This is a genomic window from Cellulosimicrobium sp. GQ32, assembly GCF_059758455.1.
Genome location: NZ_JCAXEP010000004.1, coordinates 9,699 through 30,295, shown reverse-complemented (window position 1 = coordinate 30,295; position 20,597 = coordinate 9,699). Strand labels below are relative to the sequence as shown.

The 20,597-nt window shown below is 71.5% G+C and carries 10 protein-coding genes; all 10 read left to right on the top strand.

All coding sequences use genetic code 11. From position 1 onward, the window contains the following. Positions 1-10: 10 nt before the first annotated feature. The 10 genes from AC6CH9_RS08315 to AC6CH9_RS08270 all read left to right on the top strand — a co-directional run bounded on the left by AC6CH9_RS08315 (position 11) and on the right by AC6CH9_RS08270 (position 20,503). Positions 11-4,993, top strand: coding sequence for a ThuA domain-containing protein (locus tag AC6CH9_RS08315; RefSeq protein WP_498154454.1), 4,983 nt, complete (start codon positions 11-13; stop codon positions 4,991-4,993). A 256-nt stretch (positions 4,994-5,249) separates the two neighbouring features. Further along, positions 5,250-5,987: a hypothetical protein gene (locus tag AC6CH9_RS08310; RefSeq protein WP_498154453.1), complete on the top strand. Its 738-nt coding sequence runs from the start codon at positions 5,250-5,252 to the stop codon at positions 5,985-5,987. 41 nt (positions 5,988-6,028) lie between these two features. After that, positions 6,029-7,030 (top strand): sugar phosphate isomerase/epimerase family protein, encoded by a 1,002-nt coding sequence (locus tag AC6CH9_RS08305; protein WP_053369958.1) that lies wholly within the window; start codon positions 6,029-6,031, stop codon positions 7,028-7,030. 272 nt (positions 7,031-7,302) lie between these two features. Next, positions 7,303-8,550, top strand: a complete 1,248-nt coding sequence (locus tag AC6CH9_RS08300) for a Gfo/Idh/MocA family protein (RefSeq protein WP_498154452.1) — start codon at positions 7,303-7,305, stop codon at positions 8,548-8,550. Continuing rightward, the gene (locus AC6CH9_RS08295) at positions 8,547-10,199 is read left to right on the top strand and encodes a sugar ABC transporter ATP-binding protein (RefSeq protein WP_498154451.1); all 1,653 of its coding nucleotides are present in this window, start codon (positions 8,547-8,549) and stop codon (positions 10,197-10,199) included. The genes AC6CH9_RS08300 and AC6CH9_RS08295 overlap by 4 nt, the downstream gene beginning before the upstream one ends. Further along, the gene (locus AC6CH9_RS08290) at positions 10,196-11,242 is read left to right on the top strand and encodes an ABC transporter permease (RefSeq protein ID WP_047234093.1); all 1,047 of its coding nucleotides are present in this window, start codon (positions 10,196-10,198) and stop codon (positions 11,240-11,242) included. Before AC6CH9_RS08295 ends, AC6CH9_RS08290 begins: the two co-directional genes overlap by 4 nt. Continuing rightward, positions 11,239-12,321, top strand: coding sequence for an ABC transporter permease (locus tag AC6CH9_RS08285; protein ID WP_498154450.1), 1,083 nt, complete (start codon positions 11,239-11,241; stop codon positions 12,319-12,321). Before AC6CH9_RS08290 ends, AC6CH9_RS08285 begins: the two co-directional genes overlap by 4 nt. Positions 12,322-12,446: 125 nt before the next feature. Further along, the gene (locus AC6CH9_RS08280; RefSeq protein ID WP_053369957.1) at positions 12,447-13,676 is read left to right on the top strand and encodes a substrate-binding domain-containing protein; all 1,230 of its coding nucleotides are present in this window, start codon (positions 12,447-12,449) and stop codon (positions 13,674-13,676) included. A 239-nt stretch (positions 13,677-13,915) separates the two neighbouring features. Further along, a complete protein-coding gene (locus AC6CH9_RS08275; protein ID WP_498154449.1) occupies positions 13,916-14,815 on the top strand; it encodes a sugar phosphate isomerase/epimerase family protein in 900 nt (299 codons plus the stop codon). A gap of 105 nt (positions 14,816-14,920) precedes the next feature. Beyond that, entirely contained in the window at positions 14,921-20,503 is a 5,583-nt protein-coding gene (locus AC6CH9_RS08270; RefSeq protein ID WP_498154448.1) for a ThuA domain-containing protein, read from the top strand. Positions 20,504-20,597: the final 94 nt, after the last annotated feature.

The window sequence follows — 20,597 nt, the reverse complement described above, 5'->3', positions numbered from 1 at the left end:
ATCGCTCGCCATGAGGCGGACGGTCGCGGCAGCTGCCGCGGCAGCGGTCGCTCTCCCTCTGACCATGGCGGCGGCGACGTCGGCGACGGCCGCAACGGTGCCCACGGGCGTCGCGGCGGCGCCCGTCGTCACGGCCGCGGACACCGAACCGTTCGACGTGCTCGTCTTCAGCAAGACCGGTGGCTTCCGCCACGGGTCGATCCCCGCGGGTATCGCAGCGATCCAGAAGCTCGGTACCGAGAACAACTTCGAGGTCACCGCGACCGAGGACGCGGGCGCGTTCACGGACGCGAACCTCGAGCAGTACGACGCCGTCGTGTGGCTGTCCACGACCGGCGACGTCCTCAACGACGACCAGCAGGCCGCGTTCGAGCGCTACATCCAGAACGGGGGCGGGTACGCGGGCATCCACGCGGCGTCCGACACCGAGTACGACTGGCCCTGGTACGGCGGGCTGGTCGGCGCGTACTTCAGCGCTCACCCCCAGAACCAGACCGCGACCGTCAAGGTCGAGGACCACGTCCACGAGTCGACGGCGCACCTGCCCTCGCGGTGGGAGCGGTTCGACGAGTGGTACAACTTCCGCACCAACCCGCGCGACACGGTGCACGTGCTCGCGAGCCTCGACGAGACCACCTACAACGCAGGCAGCGGCGCGATGGGCGCCGAGCACCCGACGGCGTGGTGCCAGGTCTACGACGGCGGCCGCTCCTGGTACACGGGTGGCGGGCACACCGACGAGTCGTACGCCGACCCGGACTTCCTCCAGCACCTGCTGGGCGGCATCCAGACGGCCGCCGGCGCCGTGGCGTCGGACTGCGCGGCGACGCAGTCCGCGAGCTACGAGCAGATCGCGCTCGACGAGGAGACGCGCAACCCGATGGTCCTGGACGTCGCGGACGACGGCACGGTGTTCTACGCCGAGCGCGACGGCCGCGTGCAGGTCATCGACCCGTCGACCAACACGACGCACACCGCGACCACCCTCCCGGTGACCACTGCCAACGAGGACGGTCTGCTCGGTCTCGTGCTCGACCCGGCCTTCTCGGAGAACGGGTGGGTCTACACCTACTGGGCTCCGGCGAACGTCGGCTCCGACGGCCCGCACAACCGGATCTCGCGGTTCGACTTCGACCCGGCCACGGGCACGATCGACCAGGCCACCGAGAAGAAGGTCCTCACCGTCACGACGCAGCGCAACACGTGCTGCCACGCCGGCGGTGACATGGTCTTCGACGAGGACGGCAACCTGATCCTCGCGACGGGCGACAACACCAACCCGTTCGAGTCGGGCGGCTACTCGCCGCACGACGAGCGCGCCGGTCGTCAGGACTACGACGCTCAGCGTTCGTCGGCCAACACCAACGACCTGCGCGGCAAGGTTCTGCGCATCCACCCGGAGGCGGACGGGACGTACACGATCCCCGAGGGCAACATGTTCGCCCCCGGTACCGAGAAGACCCGGCCCGAGATCTTCGCGATGGGCTTCCGCAACCCGTTCCGCATCGGGGTGGACCCCTACTCGGGCAACATCCTCGTGGGTGACTACGGCCCCGACGCCGGCAGCGCGAGCCCGACTCGTGGCCCGGGCAACACGGTGGAGTGGAACGTCGTCAGCGAGCCCGGCTTCTACGGCTGGCCGTACTGCACGGGTGCGAACGCGGACTACTTCAAGTACAACTTCGCGACCGGCCAGTCCGGCGCGGCGTTCAACTGCGACGCCGGCCCGGTCAACCAGTCCCCGAACAACACGGGCCTGACCCAGCTGCCCCCGGCCATCGAGGCCGAGATCTGGTACAACTACGCCGGCAACCCGGACTTCCGGGAGATCGGCGGCGGCGGTGCGCCCATGGGCGGCCCCGTCTACCAGTTCGACCCCGAGCTCGACTCCGACGTCCAGTGGCCCGAGTACTGGGACGGCAAGGCGTTCCTGGGCGAGTGGAACCAGGGCAAGCTGTACTCGATCCAGCTCGAGGGCGAGAAGCGCGACGACATCGTCGACATCAACCGCGTCATGCCGAAGATCTTCGACCCGAGCGCCGGTTTCGACCGTGCGATGGACTTCGACTTCGGTCCCGACGGCGCGCTCTACGTCGTCGACTGGGGCTCGGGCTTCGGCGGCGACAACGACTCGAGCGGCATCTACAAGGTCAACTACGTCAAGGGCAACCCGTCGCCGATCGCGCGGGCGAGCGCCGACGTGACGAGCGGCCACGCACCGCTCACGGTGCAGTTCTCCTCGGAGGGCACGCGCCACCCGGCCGGAGACGCCCTGACCCTGCAGTGGACGTTCGGCGACGGCTCGGAGCCGTCGACCGAGGCGAACCCGGTGCACACGTACACGGAGAACGGCAGCTACACCGCCCAGCTCGTGGCGACGGACGCCCAGGGTCAGACGGGCGTGGCGAACGTGTCGGTCGTCGTCGGCAACGAGGCGCCGACGATCTCCATCACGTTCCCCGACAACGGCGGGTTCTTCCAGTGGGGCGACCAGGTCCGGTACGAGATCGCGGTCGACGACCCCGACGGCGAGGTCGACTGCAGCCAGGTCGAGCTCTCGACGTCGCTCGGCCACGACTCGCACGCGCACCCGATGGACGTGCTCGACGGTTGTGAGGGCGTCTTCCAGACGGCGCGCGACGAGGGCCACGGCATCGAGTCGAACATCTTCTGGGTGATCGAGGCGTCGTACACCGACGACGGTGGCGCCGCTGGTGCCCCGCTCACGGCGAACGACCTCCAGGTGCTCCAGCCCAAGCTGCTCCAGGCGGAGTTCTTCACGTCGACCGGGCGCCTCGCGGACTCGACGAGCACGGGCGACCCGGGCGTGGTGCGCGAGACGACGTCCGACACCGCCGGCGGTGGCCAGAACATCGGCTACATCGAGCCGGGCGACTGGTGGGCGTACGACCCGATCTCGCTCCACGGCGTCGACTCGATCGCGCTGCGCGCGGCCTCGCCGAGCAACGCGGTGGTCTCCGTCCGCTGGAACGCCGCGGACGGCCCGGAGATCGGGTCCATCCAGGTCCCCGGCACCGGTGACTGGCAGGTCTACACGAACGTCTCGACCGAGCTGACCGACGTGCCCTCGGGCACCGGGACGCTCTACTTCGTCCTGACGTCCGGTCAGGCCAACGTCAACTGGCTCGAGTTCGACGGCCGCGGCGTCACGGACAACGAGCGCCCGACCATCGACTCGTTCGAGGTCACCCCGACGACGGGCACCGCCCCGCTGACGGTCACCGCGACGGCGACCGCCTCCGACCCCGAGGACGACGCGATCACCTTCGCGTGGGACGCGGGACTCGGTGACGGGTTCGTCGACGGGACCGACTCGTTCGAGGTCACGTACGACCAGCCGGGCACGTACCGGCTCCAGGTGCGGGCCTCTGACGAGCGTGGCGCGTACTCGGTCGAGTACACGACCGTGACGGTGAAGGCGTCGCAGACGGGACCGGGGATGTGCTTCTCGGGCCGGTCGGACGACTTCCTCGGCACGGACCTCGACGAGAACCGCTGGTCGGTGCTCAACCGCGACCAGAACCTGGTCGTGCGGGACGGCAACCTCGTCATCCCGACGACGGCGACCGACTTCTACAGCACGGACAACACCACCGTGCCGAACATGGTGCTCCAGGACCTTCCGGACGGGCCCTTCACGGCCACGGCCAAGCTCACGCTGCCGGCTCGCCAGCAGTACCAGCAGGCCGGTCTGGTGATCTGGGAGGACCAGGACAACTACGCGAAGATGGTGCTCCAGGGACGCTCGTCCGCGGCTGACCCGGCGACCCGCATCTTCCAGTTCATCCGTGAGGAGAACGCCCAGCCGAACGAGGTCTCCGCGTCCAACTCGGCGAACCTCGGCGCCGACTACCCGGACACGGTCTACGTCCGGTTCGTCAGCAACGGCGAGAACCTCCAGGCGGCGTACTCGGCCGACGGCGTCGACTTCACGACGATGCCGGAGACCAAGTCGATCGCTGACCTGGAGAACGCGAAGATCGGCCTCGTCTCGTTCAAGGGGAACAACACCGCGTCCCCGGTGATCGAGGCTGCGTTCGACTGGTTCTCGATCACGCCCGACGACACGGCGTTCGCCCCCGGGCCGGACGACGAGTTCGACGGCAACGCCCTCGACGCATGCCGCTGGTCGATCGTCCGCGAGGACCCGACCGGCTACCGCGTGGCGGACGGCTCGCTGCAGATCGACACGACGCCGACGGACATCTACGGGACCGACAACCGTCCTGTGCCGAACATCGTGCTGCAGGACCAGCCGGGCGAGGAGTGGACCATCGAGACCGTCGTCGACGGCTCGGCGCTCGACCGTCAGTACCAGCAGGGCGGTCTGATCGTCTACGGCGACGACGACAACTACGTCAAGCTCGACTACGTGGTCGACAACCAGGCGGGCCAGGCCAAGAACGCCCGGATCGAGCTGCGCAGCGAGGTCGCCGGGGTCGTGCAGAACCCGCAGCCCCAGTCGTCGAGCCTCACGGGCGACGTGTGGCACCTGCGCCTGACCCGCTCCGGTGACACGTTCACCGGCGCGTACAGCGCCGACGGCGAGACCTGGACCACGTTCGACCAGAGCGTGACGAACGCTCCCGCGTCGGGCGCCCAAGTCGGGCTCTTCGCTCTCGGGGCCTCGGCCGACACCGGTGCGCCGGCGTCGTTCGGCCACTTCCGGGTGGTCGGTGACGAGGTCGAGCCGATCGCGGTGACCATCACCGCGGAGACGCGCTGCATGGCCGGCAAGGTGTTCGTCGCGGTCCGCGCGACGAACGACGACGCGGTCCCGGTCGCGATCACTCTCGAGACCCCGTACGGGTCGAAGGAGTTCGCGGACGTGGCGCCGGGTGCGAACGCCTACCAGTCGTTCGCGTCGCGTGCCGTGGGGATCGACGCCGGCACCGTGACGGTGACCGCGACCGACGCCGAGGGGAGGACGTTCTCCGGGACGGCGGACTACGCCGCCCGGGCCTGCTCCTGACAGGTTCCGGCGGGCCGGTGCTCTGAGCACCGGCCCGCCGGGCACCGCGCTCGGCGTGCGGGCGCTCGGCGGACGGGCGGCCCATCGGCCGGGCCGACCGTACGCTGCCCGCACGACGAGCACGACGGAGACCTCCGGGTCTCCGGCCCCGGCGCCCGGGAACGGGCGCTCCGGCCCGGCGCCGGGGCACCCCGGGGACCGACGACCGCTGTCGGCCCCGGAGCCACCACACGGACCACGACGAGGTGATGACCCGATGTCCCGAACGTCTGCGCAGCCCAGCGGCACCCGCAGCGGCACCAGCTCCAGCACCCGACCCCGGGTCGGGGTGCGCGCTCTTCTCACCGCGGCGCTCGGCGTGCTGCTCGGCGCCGTCCTCGCGCTGCTGGGCGTCGCGGCCCCCGCGGCCGCGCACGGCGGCGACGTCGTGATCTCCCTCGGCACCGACGGGGAGGGCGGCATCTCCGCCAACCTCACCTACAAGATCGACGGCCACCCGGTCGAGGAGGCGGCCGACGTCTCCGTGACCGCGGAGTCCGCGGACGGCGAGACCGTCGGACCGCTCACCCTCTCCTCGGCGTCGGAGGGCGTCGGCTGGTACACGTCCGAGCCCGGCGTCCTCGCCGAGGGCAACTGGACCCTCACCGCCACGATCACCCACCCGGCCGAGGCGACCGCGTCCGCGCAGGTCGACGTCGTGCCCCTGCCCGAGCCGGCCCCGGACGCGGACGACGAGGCCGCGGCCGGCGCGGAGGACGGGTCGGGCGACGAGGCGGACGGGGCCGCCGGAGACCCCGACGCCGCGACCGACGGGTCCGGCACCGCGGACGACGAGTCGACCGGGAGCGGCGCGGGCGTGTGGATCGCCGTCGCCGTGGTCGCCGTGCTCCTCCTCGCCGGCGGCTACGTCGTCCTCCGCCGCCGCTCGCGCGCCGCCGCCGACGAGTCGTCGGACGGCAAGCCCCGCTCCCTGACCAGCACGTCCGCCCGGTGACCCCGGGCGCGATACCGAGAACGACCGAAGGAGACACGACCATGGCACGACCGATCACCCTCTTCACGGGGCAGTGGGCAGACCTGCCGTTCGAGGAGGTGGCGCGGCTCGCGTCCGGCTGGGGCTACGACGGCCTGGAGATCGCCTGCTGGGGAGACCACCTCGACCCGTGGCGCTGGGACGACGACGAGTACGTCCAGGGCAAGCTCGACCTCCTCGCCAAGTACGACCTCAAGGTCTACGCGATCTCGAACCACCTCAAGGGCCAGGCCGTCTGCGACGACCCGATCGACCAGCGCCACCGCGACATCCTGCCGGACGTCGTGTGGGGCGACGGCGACCCCGAGGGCGTGCGGCAGCGCGCCGCGGAGGAGATGAAGCACACCGCGCGGCTCGCCGCGAAGCTGGGCGTGAAGACGGTCGTGGGCTTCACGGGCTCGGCGATCTGGAAGTACGTGGCGATGTTCCCGCCGGTCTCGCAGGAGGCGATCGACGCCGGCTACCAGGACTTCGCCGACCGGTGGAACCCGATCCTCGACGTCTTCGACGAGGTCGGCGTGAAGTTCGCCCACGAGGTGCACCCGAGCGAGATCGCGTACGACTACTGGACGACCGTCCGCACGCTCGAGGCGATCGGGCACCGCGAGGCGTTCGGCCTCAACTGGGACCCGAGCCACATGGTGTGGCAGGACCTCGACCCGGTGAGCTTCCTCTGGGACTTCAAGGACCGCATCTACCACGTGGACTGCAAGGACACGAAGAAGCGGATGCACAACGGTCGCAACGGCCGCATGGGCTCGCACCTGGCCTGGGCGGACCCGCGCCGCGGCTGGGACTTCATCTCCACGGGCCACGGCGACGTGCCCTGGGAGGACGCGTTCCGGATGCTCAACACGATCGGCTACGAGGGACCCATCTCCGTGGAGTGGGAGGACGCCGGCATGGACCGCCTGGTCGGCGCGCCGGAGGCCCTCGAGTTCGTCAAGAAGTACGCCTTCGACGCCCCGGACGCGGCGTTCGACGCCGCGTTCTCGACCAAGTAGCACACACAGTCTCCCGCCGGCCGGTTCTGCCGGTCGGCGGGTGGGGGAGAACAGTCCGACACGCCACCGCCCCCGGCCCCTCGACGGCCGGGGGCGGTGGCGTGCCCGCGTCCGGTGCGCGCCGGTCGCCGCCTCACCGCTCGACCGATCGGCACCACCTGTGGGGTCGTGTGATCCTTCACATTTGTTTCGCGGCTTGGGTTATACAACCGTGACGATCGATGTTCGGCTTTTGCTTGACGCTCGACATAAGTACCCCTACGTTGTCATCCATGCGAGCCGACGACGTCGCGCAGGACGTGCGCACCCCGGTGCTGGAACCGGGTGCGCACCTCCCCGGAGCGACCACGACAGGGGCCCCTGCCGCCCGTTCGACCTTCCCCGCCAGCGCGCCCGACGAGGACGGTCTGCCGGCCTCCGGCTACCGCGCGGGGATCCTCGGCGCCGGGTTCATGGGCGGCGTCCACGCGCGCGCCGTGCGCACCGGTGGCGGTCGGGTCGTGAGCGTCGCGGCCGCTGACCTCGAGATCGCCCGCGCGGCGGCGCCGGGCCTCGGGGCCGAGCGTGCCGTCGCCAGCGCGGAGGAGCTGCTCGCCGACCCCGAGGTCGACGTCGTCCACGTGTGCACCCCCAACCACCTGCACGTCCCCCTCGCCCGGGCCGCGCTCGCGGCGGGAAAGCACGTGGTGTGCGAGAAACCGCTCGCGACCGACGTCGCCGGTGCGGTCGAGCTCGCGGGACTGGCGGCCGAGGCGCGCGTCGCCGACGGGCGGGTCGCGGTCGTGCCGTTCACCTACCGCTTCCACGCGATGGTGCGTGAGGCGCGCGAGCGCGTGCGCCGGGGCGAGGTCGGCACCATCTCGCTCGTGCACGGCTCGTACCTCCAGGACTGGCTCCTGCGGGAGTCCGACGACAACTGGCGCGTCGACCCCGCGCTCGGTGGCGCGAGCCGGGCCTTCGGCGACATCGGCTCCCACTTCTGCGACCTCCTCGAGTTCACCACCGGGCACCGCATCGCCCGGCTCGTCGCGCAGTCGGCCACCGTCAACCCGCGTCGCCGGGGGGCGGACGGTGTCGTGCACGAGGTGGCGACCGAGGACGCCGTCACGCTCCAGTACGCGACGGACCGCGGGGCGCTCGGGACCGCGGTCATCTCCCAGGTGTCGGCGGGCCGCAAGAACCGGCTGTACCTCGAGATCTCGGGCTCGGAGTCGACGCTGTCGTTCGACCAGGAGCAGCCCGAGACGCTGTGGGAGGGCCGCCGCGACGTGTCACGCCTCCTCGTGCGCGACCCCGAGGCGCTCTCCGCGGCCGCCGCCCGCTACTCGCGCCTGCCCGCCGGGCACGCGCAGGGCTACCAGGACTGCTTCGACGCGCTCGTCTCCGACACGGCGACGGCGATCCGCGGCAGCGTCCCGGACGGCCTGCCCACGTTCGACGACGGCCTGCGCGCCGCCCGACTCGCCGCCGCGGTGGCCGAGTCGGTGCGCTCGGGCGGCTGGGTGGAGGTGCCGGCATGACCGCGACGACCACGCGCGAGCCCCGTCCGCCGGCGACGGGGGAGGGCGGCGACGAGCCGATCCTGCGCCTGCGCGGCATCGGCAAGGAGTTCTTCGGCAACTCCGTGCTGCGGGGCATCGACCTCGACGTGCGGCCGGGAGAGGTCCACGCGCTCGTCGGCGAGAACGGCGCCGGCAAGTCGACGCTCATGAAGATCATCGCGGGCGTGCACCGCCCCGACGCGGGCACGATCGAGCTCGACGGCGAGACCACGAGCTTCGCGTCGCCGCTGGCCGCGCAGCACGCCGGCGTCTCGACCGTCTTCCAGGAGTTCAACCTCCTGCCCGAGCGCTCGGTCGCCGAGAACGTCTACCTCGGCCGAGAGCCGCGCCGCGCGGGTCTCGTCGACCGCCGCCGCATGCACGCGGACACGACGGCGCTCCTCGCCGACCTGGGCCTCACCGGCCTCGCGTCGTGGACGCGCGTCGGGTCGCTCTCGGTCGCGCAGCAGCAGATCGTCGAGATCGTCAAGGCCGTGTCCTACGACGCGCGCATCATCTCCATGGACGAGCCGACGGCCGCCCTCGCCGACCAGGAGGTCGAGCTGCTCTACGAGCTCGTCCACCGGCTGAAGGAGCGCGGCGTCGCGATCCTCTACGTGTCGCACCGCCTCAAGGAGATCTTCGACCTCTGCGACACCATCACGGTGCTCAAGGACGGCAACCACGTCCTGACGACGCCGACGGCGGACATCGACCCCGACCGGCTCGTGCGCACCATGGTCGGCCGCGACTTCGCCGGGTACTTCCCGGACAAGGACCCCTCGACCGTCCCGGGCGAGGTGCGCCTCGCGCTCGAGGGCGTGGGCAACACGCAGGTCGACGACGTGTCGCTCGAGGTCAGGGCTGGCGAGATCGTCGCGCTCGCCGGCCTCCAGGGCTCGGGCCGCACCGAGATCGCGCACGGCATCTTCGGCATCGCGGGCTTCACGCGAGGCCGCGTGCTCGTCGGCGGCAAGCCGGTGGACGTGCGCTCGCCGCGCCAGGCGGTGCGCGCCGGGCTCGCGCTCGTGACCGAGGACCGCAAGGCGGAGGGCCTCGCGCTCGGTCAGTCGATCCTCGCGAACGCGCGGCTCGTGCTCGACGCCGTCGTGCCCGGCCAGGCGGACCGGCGCGCGAGGCGCATCCCCGGCATCCTCTCCTCGCTGGAGCTCGTCGCGAGCTCGCAGGAGGCCGAGGTCCAGTACCTGTCCGGCGGCAACCAGCAGAAGGTCGTCCTCGCGAAGTGGCTGGTCACCGACCCGCAGGTGATCGTGCTCGACGAGCCGACCCGCGGCATCGACGTCGGCGCCAAGCGCGCTGTCTACGACCTCATGCGCGAGCTCACCGCGAGCGGCGTCGCCGTCCTGTTCATCTCCTCCGAGCTCCCCGAGGTCGTCGCGATGGCGGACCGCGTGCTCGTCATGCGCGACGGCCGCCTCGCGGGCGAGCTCCCCGCCGGCAGCGACGAGGAGACCGTGATGGCTCTCGCGACCGGCGCGGGGGAGGACACGTCGGGCGAGCACGTCCAGGTCGACCTCGGCGCGCTCGCGGACGCGGACGACCTCCCCGGCGCCGAGCCCGGCGCCCCGCACGACACCGACACCGACGGCCCGCAGGAGGACCGATGAGCACCGCGGTCGCGACCGCCGCCCCCACCGCGCGCCGCGCCCCCGCGCGCCGGCGCCGCCTGGGGTCGACGGAGATCGTCTATCTCGCCCTCGTCGGGATCCTCGTGATCGCCGGCGTCCTCGTCGCCGTCGGCGGCGGCAACCTGTTCAGCACCGCGAACACGGCGTACATGCTCACGCAGACGAGCCTCCTCGGTTTCGTCGCGATCGGGCAGACGTTCGCGATCCTGTGCAAGTCGCTCGACCTGTCGGTCGGCTACGTCGTGGCGCTCAGCTCGATCGTCGGCGCGACGACCATGGCGGGCGACCCCTCGCGCGTCTGGCTCGGCGTCCTCGCGGCGGTGGGCGTCGCGGCGGTCGTCGGCCTGGTCAACGGGCTCGTCATCGCGAAGCTCCGCGTCAACGCCTTCATCGCGACGCTCGGCGTCGGCCTCATCATCAAGGGCTACCTCGACACGCAGTTCAAGGGCCCGGCGGGAGAGGTGCCGGCCTCGTTCCAGATGTTCGGGTACACGCGCGTCGGCCCGGTGCCGGTCTCGACGATCGTCATGCTGCTCGTCGCGGCCGTGGGCGTCGTGCTCCTGACGCGCACCCGTCCCGGCTACCACATGTTCGCCGTGGGCGGGAACACCGACGTCGCGCGGCTCTCGGGCATCCGGACCGACCGGACGCTGATCCTCGCGCACGTGCTGTGCTCGGTCTGCGCCGGCGTCGCGGGTCTCCTCATCGCCGCGCGCTTCGGCACCGGCAACGCGCTCGTCTACTCCTACGGGCTCGACCTCGACTCGATCGCCGCCGTCGTGCTGGGCGGCACGCTCCTCATGGGCGGGCGCGGCTCGATCGTCGGGACCGTGGGCGGCGTCCTCATCCTCGCCGTGCTCGACACGGTGTTCAACGTGCTCGACGTCGACCCGTTCTTCAAGGACGTGCTGCGCGGCGTCATCATCATCGCCGCCGTCGCGCTGTACGCCCGGCGCCAGATCGACCCGGCGAGCAGCCGGGCCCGCTTCCGCCCGACCCGCACCGGAGGTGCGTCCGCATGACCACCGACACCACGCGCCGGACGATCCCGGCGCGCGCACCGCGGGCCGGCTGGCTCGAGCGCCTCACCGCGGGCGGGAGCTGGACCGTGTTCGCGCTGCTCGTGCTCGTCTTCGCGGTCATCCTCGTGATGAACCCGTCGTTCGGTGAGCCCATGTCGCTCATGGCCTTCGTCAAGAAGGCGGCGCCGCTCGTCATCCTCGCCATCGGGCAGTACTTCGTCATCGTCTCGGGCGAGTTCGACCTCTCGGTCGGCTCCCTCGTCGGTGCCCAGGTCGTCATCGCGGCGAAGCTCATGGACGGCGAGGACTCGATGACCTGGCCCGTCATGGCACTCATGATCGTGTTCGGCCTCGCGGTCGGGCTCGTCAACGGCCTCGTGACGACGCTCCTCAAGGTGCCGTCGTTCATCACGACGCTGGGCATGATGCTCGTGCTCTACGGCGCGATCCGGCTCTGGACGGGCGGTGCCCCCACGGGCGCGCTGACCGACGGCTTCCGGCAGTGGGGTCGCGGGGGCATCCCCGACAACCCGGGCCAGTTCCAGGTCCCGTACGCGCTGCTGATCGTCGTGGTCCTCGGGGTCCTGGCCGCCCTGCTCATGCGCCGGCCGTTCGGCCGCACGCTCGTCGCCACGGGCGACAACGACGTCGCAGCCGGCTACGCCGGGAGCTCGGTCTGGTGGGTGCGCACGCGTGCGTTCCTCCTCTCGGGCTTCATGGCGACCGTCGCCGCGATCCTCATCGGCGGCTACGCGGGCGTCACCGCGCAGGTCGGGCAGGGCCTGGAGTTCATGGCCATCACGGCCGTCGTGCTCGGGGGCGTCGTGCTCGGCGGCGGGCGGGGCACCGTGATCGCCGCGATGGCCGGCGCGCTCACGCTCGAGGCGCTGTTCACGCTGTTCAACCAGCTCAGCCTCCCGTCGACGATCCGTCCCGCGGTCCAGGGCGTGATCATCATCGCGGCCGTCGCCTACGCCGCGCTGCCGCGCCGGTCGCGCCGCCGCGCGTCCACCCCCGGCGTCCCGCCTGCCGCGGGCCCGACCCCCGCACCGAAGGAGCCCGCCCCCGCGAACGCCTGAGCACCGGCGCCCGGCGGACCCCCGCCCGCGCGACCTCGACCACGCCCGAAAGACCCCCTTCCGAGCTGTACCCCTTCCCCGCACGCTGCGGGACGACGACGTCTCACCCCCAAGGAGAGAAGGACATGCGACGTACACGAGCACTCCTGGCCGGCGCGGCGGTGGCCACGCTGTTCCTCACGGCCGCCTGCACGACCGACACCCCCACCGACACCGGCGAGGGTGGAGAGACCTCGGCCGAGGAGAGCCCCGCGGGCGAGGAGTCCGGCGGCGCCGACTCCGAGTGGTTCGTCCAGGCGGACTACGACCGTCAGCTCGCCCAGCGCGAGGTCGTGCCCGAGGGCCCGGCCGACCAGCCGTGGCTCCAGGCGATCGAGCCCGAGTACGTGGACACGGCCGAGTACGCGAGCGAGGGCGGCGGCAAGACGCTGTGCTTCTCGAACGCCTCGGTGTCCAACCCGTGGCGCGTGACCGGCTGGATCACGATGCAGCAGCAGGTCGACGTCCTCACCGAGGAGGGCGTGATCGGCGAGTTCCGCGTCTCGGACGCGGCGGACGACGACAACAAGCAGATCTCCGACATCCAGGCGTTCGTCGAGGCGGGCGACTGCGACGCGATCGTCATCTCGCCGTCGACGACGGCGACCCTCACGCCCGCGGTCGAGGCCGCGTGCGAGTCGGGCAAGCCGGTCATCGTGTTCGACCGTGGCGTGAACACCGACTGCATGGTCACGTTCATCCACCCGATCGGCGGCTACGCGTACGGCGCCGACGGCGCCGAGTTCCTCGTCGAGAACCTGGAGCCTGGCTCGAAGGTCCTGGCGCTGCGCATCCTGCCCGGCGTGGACGTGCTCGAGAACCGCTGGGCCGCGGCCGACAAGATCTTCTCGGAGTCCGAGCTCGAGGTCGTGGGCGCGGAGTTCACCGGCGGTGACGGCGCGAAGATCAAGGACATCGTCACCCAGTACCTCCAGCGCGGCGACGTGGACGGCATCTGGATGGACGCGGGCGACGGTGCCGTCGCGGCGGTCGAGGCGTTCGAGGACGCCGGCAAGCCCTACCCGGTCTTCATGGGCGAGGACGAGATGAGCTTCCTGCGCAAGTGGAAGGACACGGACATGACCGCCCTCGGCGCCGTGTACTCGAACTTCCAGTGGCGCACCCCGATCCTCGCGGCCCAGATGATCTGGGCCGGCGAGCAGGTGCCCTCGGAGTGGGTCCTGCCGCAGGCGCCGATCGAGGCCGAGGAGCTCGACGCGTACCTCGAGGCGAACAAGGACATGCCGTCGCTGCACTACGCGAAGTTCGGCGGCGAGGACCTGCCGGGCTTCCCGGAGGCGTGGACCGACCGCTGACCGGACCGCTGGCCGGGCCTCTGACCGGTCGTGCGCACCGGACCTGAGAGGGTCCGCAGAACCACCCGGTCCGACCTGCGCGGTCGGGCCACCCAGGGGCCGCCCGGTCGCCGTCCGACCGGCCGGGCGCCCCGCCCGCCAGCCCGACGACGCGGCGCACCTCCCGTGCGGAGGTGCCCTGCGGCGTCGGGCACGCGGGCGGGACGGCCGAGCGCTCGGACCCGACGAGAGAGAGCGACGTGGCTCTTCCTTCCCCGACCCCGCCGCCGCGCCGACGTGCGCTCGGCGTCAACACGTGGGTCTGGACCTCCCCGCTCACCGACGACGCGCTGCGCGGCATCGCGCCCCGCGTCGCGGGGTGGGGCTTCGACGTGCTCGAGCTGCCCGTGGAGAACCCGGGGGACTGGGACCCCGCGACCGCAGCGACGGTCCTCGCCGACCACGGCCTGCGCGCGAGCGTCTCGCTCGTCATGGGCGAGGGCCGCGAGCTCGTCGCCGCGGACGCCGCGACGGTGCGCGCCACGCAGGACTACCTGCGGCACGTCGTCGACGTCGCGCGCACGGTCGGCGCCCCGGTGATCGGCGGCCCGGCCTACGCGTCGGTCGGGCGCACGTGGCGCCTGAGCCCCGCCGAGCGCGAGGCGGCGTACTCCGAGCTCGCCGAGAACCTGGCCCCGGTCGTCGAGCACGCGATGGCGGCGGGCGTCGTGGTCGGGCTCGAGCCCCTCAACCGCTACGAGACGAGCCTCGTCAACACCGTCGACCAGGGGCTGGAGGTCGTGCGGCGCCTGCCCGCGGCCGGCATCGGCCTCATGCTCGACGTCTACCACATGAACATCGAGGAGACCGACCTGCCCGCCGCGGTCGCACGCGCGGGCGAGCGCATCGCCCACGTCCAGGTGTGCGGGAACGACCGGGGCGCACCCGGCAACGACCACCTGGACTGGCCCGCCCTCCTCGCCGCGCTCGACGCGACCGGCTACGACGGACCCCTCGTCATCGAGTCCTTCACGGCCGACAACGCGACGATCGCCACGGCCGCCTCCATCTGGCGGCCGCTGGCCCCGACCCAGGACGCCATCGCCGTCGATGGCCTGGCCCACCTGAAGGGACTGATGCCCACGCCGGAGCACCCGTAGCCGTAGTCGATCCACGACCGCAGCGCCGGCACGCCGCGGGATGACGACCACCCTTCCCGGACGACGACGTCCGGGTCCGCACGTCATGCCCCTGGAGGCAGCACGATGACCGCACGACGCCCACGCAGGGCGAGGTCCGTCGCGGCTCTGACCATCGGAGCGCTCGCGTTCACGCTCGCGCCCGTCACGATGGCCAGCGCCGCCGACGACCCCGTCCCCGCGGACGAAGAGCACAAGGTGCTCATCTTCACCAAGACGACCCAGTTCCGGCACAGCGAGGCGATCACGCAGGGCACCCCGGTGCTCGAGGCGGCGTTCGCCGAGGTCGGCATCGCGTCCGACCACACGGAGGACTCGACCGTCTTCAACGACGAGACCCTCGCGCAGTACGACGCCCTGGTCATGTTCCAGACGTCGGGCGACCCGTGGAACGCCGACGAGAAGGCGGCGCTCGAGCGCTACCAGCAGGCGGGCGGCGGCATCGTCGCGATCCACAACGCCACGGACATGCGCGGCAGCTACGGCTGGTGGGACGACATGATCGGGGCGCTCATGCCCGGTCACGCCGCCACCGGCAACAGCCCGGGGCTCCCGGGCACCGTCCGCGTCGAGGACCGCACGCACCCGTCGACCGAGCACCTCTCCCAGCGCTGGACGCGCGCGGACGAGTGGTACAACTACTCGGCCAACGTGCGGGGCAGCGCGCACGTGCTCGCCACGATGGACGAGTCCACGTACGACGCGGGCAGCAACAAGATGGGCTACGACCACCCGATCTCGTGGTGCAAGCCCTACGACGGCGGCCGTGCCTGGATGACGGGCATGGGCCACTTCGGGGCGCACTACACGCAGGAGCCCGACCTCGTGCAGCACATCGTCGGCGGCGTGCAGTGGGCTGCGGGCCTCGTCGAGGGCGACTGCGGCGGCACCGACTGGGGCTCGTTCGAGAAGATCGCGCTCGACTCCAACACGAGCGCGCCCTTCGGCATGGACGTCGCGCCCGACGGCCGTGTGTTCTACACGGAGCTCGTGCGCGGGCAGATCCGCGTGTACGACCCGCGGACGCAGAACACCACGACCGCCATCACCATCCCGGTGTACTCCGGTGGCGAGGACGGCCTGCTCGGCATCGCGCTCGACAAGGACTTCGCCGAGAACGGGTACCTGTACCAGTACTACTCGCCGGCGAGTAGTAACGACTCCGACCCGGCGAACTTCTTCAGCCGCGTCTCGCGGTTCACGGTCTCCTCCGAGGGGCCCGGCTCCACGGTGATCGACCCGGCGTCGGAGAAGGTGCTCCTCGAGATCCCGGCCGGGCGCCTGCCCGACGAGCCGGGGCACACGGGCGGCGGCCTCCTCGTCGACCACGAGACCGGTGACCTGTACATCGGCGTCGGCGACGACGTGAACCCGCACTCCGAGCCCTCGGGCGGCTACGCGCCGATCTCGGAGCGGGACGGCACGTGGCACGACGCGCGCGCGACCTCCGCCAACACGAACGACCTGCGCGGCAAGGTCCTGCGCATCCACCCGGAGGCCGACGGCACGTACTCGATCCCCGAGGGCAACCTGTTCGCCCCGGGCACCGAGAAGACGCTGCCGGAGATCTACGCGATGGGCTTCCGCAACCCGTTCCGGTTCACGATCGACGCGAAGACGGGCAACCTCGGCGTCGCCGACTACTCGCCGGACAACGGGTCGGACAACCTCGCCAACCGCGGCCCGGCCGGCATCGCCGAGTGGAACCTCATCAAGGAGCCCGGCTTCTTCGGCTGGCCCCTGTGCATGGGCAACAACGAGCCGTTCCGTGACGTCGACTACCGGACGAACCCCGTCACCGTCGGCGACTTCTTCGACTGCGACAACCCGGTCAACGACTCCGTGAAGAACACGGGCCTGACCGAGCTGCCCCCGGCCCAGCCGGCGGACCTCTGGTACGGCTACCAGCGCTCGTCCGTCCCCGGCGCGATCAACGCCGGCGGCGGCCTCGCGCCCATGGGCGGCCCGTTCTACCAGTTCGACCCGGAGCTCGACTCGGACACGAAGTTCCCGGAGTCCTACGACGGCAAGGCCTTCTTCTACGAGTGGGCCCGCAACAAGATGTACACGATCGACCTCAAGGACCCCGAGGCCGCGCCCGGCGTGACCGACGTCGAGAAGGTCAACCCGTTCCTCCCGCAGGAGCAGTTCCTCGCGCCGATCGACTCGAAGTTCGGCCCCGACGGCGCGATGTACGTGCTCGACTGGGGCGGCGGCTTCGGTCGCGACAACCCGAACTCGGGCCTGCACCGCATCGACTACCTGTCGGGCTCGCGCTCGCCGGTGTCGAAGCCGGTCGCGACGCCGGACTCCGGCATCGCGCCGCTCGAGGTGACGTTCGACGGCACGGGGAGCACCGACCCCGAGGGCGAGGAGCTCACGTACGCGTGGGACTTCGACGGTGACGGCACCACGGACTCGTCGTCCGCCGCGCCCAGCCACACCTACACCGAGAACGGCGTCTACGACGCGCGCCTCACGGTGACCGACCCCGCCGGCAAGGTGGGCACGGCGACCGTGCCGATCACGGTGGGCAACACGCGGCCCGAGGTCGACTTCGGCCTGCCGCCCACCGGCGCGTTCTTCAACTTCGGCGACGACATCACGTGGGACGTGTCGGTGACGGACGCGGAGGACTCGCCCGACGGCGAGGCGATCGACGACGAGCAGGTCATCATCCAGCCCGCGCTCGGTCACGACGCGCACGCGCACCCCGCCGAGCCGCTGCACGGCCGCACGGGCACCGTGGCGACGAGCCTCGGTGGCGGCCACGGCGAGGACATGAACGTCTTCTACGTGATCGACGCGCGCTACACCGACCGCGGCGGCGAGGGCGACGTGCCGGCGCTCACCGGGTCGGACACCACGCTCATCTTCCCGAAGAAGCGCGAGGCGGAGTTCCACGCGGCCTCCGACGGCACCACGACGATCCCGAGCCGGGACGTCGAGGGTGGCGGGTCCGTCATCACGGGCTCCAACGGGTCCTGGGCGTCGTACGACCCCGTGAGCCTCTACGGCGTGCAGGCGCTGAACCTGCGCGTCGCGGCGGCGGCCGAGGGCACGATCGAGCTGCGTCGTGACGCGGCCGACGGCGAGCTCCTCGGCACGGCCGAGATCCCGCAGACCGGTCTCGGCACGTTCACGGACGTCACCGTCGAGGTCACCGACCCGATGGAGCCGTTCACGCTCTACGTCGTCTTCCCGGGCGAGGGCGAGCGCCGCCTCAACTTCATCGAGGCGGACGGCAAGGGCGTCTCGGGCACGACCCGTCCCAAGGTCCGCATCACGTCCCCCGAGGCGGGAGTCCGTCTCGAGCAGGGCGAGATGACGGTCGTCGCGGAGGCGGACGACACCGAGAACACCGTGACGCAGGTCGAGTTCTTCGTCGACGGCGAGTCCATCGGCGTCGACGACACCGCTCCGTACGAGGCCACGTGGAACCCCACGGCGGACAACTACTACGAGCTGACCGCCGTCGCCACGAACGACAAGGGCCTGTACACGCGCTCGCGCGTCGTCCTCGCCCAGGTCGGTGACCTCTTCGCCGGGATGAAGACCTTCACGAACGCGAACGGGACGTTCGAGCAGCTCGCCGAGGGCAAGTACCTCGTCACGTCGGGCGGCGCGAACATGTGGCAGGGCACCAACGAGTACTCGACCATCTACCGCGAGCAGGGCGCCGACGAGAACTGGTCGGCGACCGTGAAGATCAACAGCCAGGGCAACTCCAACGGTTCCGCCAAGGCCGGGATCATCGTCCGCAACGACGTCACGCAGACCGCGAACTCGCAGGGCTACGCGGCCCTGGGGATGCGTCCGAGCGGCGGGTTCGAGTGGCTGCGCGGCAACTCGAGCGGTCAGCTCGCGACGTCGAGCAGCGCCAGCTCCACGAGCTACCCGGCGTGGGTGCGGATCGTGCGCGACGGCGACCTGTACACGGCGTCCTGGAGCAAGGACGGCGAGAACTTCACGCAGATCGGCGAGCCGCAGGCCCTGCCGGGTGCGGCGTCCGTCCAGGACGTGGGTCTCTTCGTCACGGCGCACAGCACGACGGCGACGAGCGCGGTCGAGTTCCAGGACTTCGCGTTCGACGACGACCCGCAGACCGAGGAGCCCGGCGGGGAGAACCCGCCCCAGTGCCTCGCGGACTCGTCCGACGAGTTCGACGGCGACACCCTCGACCCGCGGTGGACGGTCGTCCGCCAGGCCGACGGCAAGCCGATCACCGTCGCCGACGGCCACGCCGTCCTGCCGGTCGTGCAGGGCGACATCAACGAGGCACAGTCCGGGCCGATCAGCTACCTCGGTCAGCCCGCGCCCGCCGGGGCGTGGACGCTCGAGACCAAGCTCGACGTCCCGCTCGCCCGGCACTGGCAGCACGCCGGCCTCCTGGTCCACGTGAACGACGACGAGTACACCAAGCTCGCGTTCACCAAGAACCAGAGCGGCGCGCGCTTCCTCGAGTTCCAGACCGAGACCGGCGGGTCCCGGACGTGGCACGGCCAGACGGACGTCGCGACGGGCTTCCCGTCGACGATCCACCTGCGCCTCGTCTCGGACGGGTCGGCGATCACGGCGGCGTACTCGGCGGACGGCCAGGCGTGGACCGCGCTCGCGGGCTCCGCGCCGGTCAAGCCCGACGCGACGTTCGGCGTCATGGCGGGCGGCGACACGGCGACCGCGAACACGGTCGCGAAGGTCGACTACGTCCACGTCACGGGTGCCGAGCCCGACGACGGCGTGCGCGAGCCGAGCGACGAGTTCGAGGGCGACGCCCTCGACGGCTGCCGCTGGGACGCGATCGTCCGTTACGACGGGTCGAAGGTCGCCGTCGCCGGCGGCGAGCTGCGCATCACGACCCAGCCGGGCGACATCAACGCCGGGAACAACGGCGACCCGCGCAACTTCGTCCTCCAGACCGTTCCGGAGGGTGACTGGGTCGTCGAGACGCGGTTCAAGGCGCCGCTCGTGCACCGGTGGCAGCTCGCGGGCCTCATCGCGTACGGCGACGACGACAACTACGTCAAGGCCGACGTGCTCGCGAAGAACGCCCCGGGTGCGGCGCTGAACCTCGGCGCCGAGCTCGTCTCGGAGAAGGGCGGCCAGTTCGGCAACGGCGGCAACCGCCAGCTCGAGCTCGCCGACTCGACCGAGTCGGGCTACTGGTACGTGCGCCTCGAGAAGGTGGGGAGCACGTACCAGGGCTGGGTCAGCGACGGCGGGGTGAACTGGACGCCGCTGGGCGCGCCGGTGACCAACGACGCGGCGCTGACCAAGGTCGGCCTCATGGCGATCGGCCCGGAGCAGGAGACGCCGGTCACGGTGGCGTTCGACTGGTTCCGTCTCACGACGGAGTCCGAGCCGGAGCCGACGGTCGACGTCGAGGTCACCGCGTCCGCCCGCTGCCTCGCGGGCAAGGCCTACCTCGCCCTCCGCGCGACGAACGCCGACGAGGCGCCCGTCGCGATCACCCTGACCACGCCGTTCGGCTCCAAGGAGTTCGGCGCGGTCGAGGTGGGCGGCAACGCCTACCAGTCGTTCGCGTCGCGTGCGACGTCGTTCGACGCGGGCACGGCCACGGTCACGGCGACGCTCGGCGACGTCACGACCGAGATCGAGGTGCCGTACGACGCCGTGAGCTGCGGCTGACGGCGGGCCGGTGACGGGCGACCCGCTCCCGTCGCCGGCCACCGCGCCGGCCCGGCCTCGCGGCCGGGCCGGCGCACACCGAGCGGGACGACCC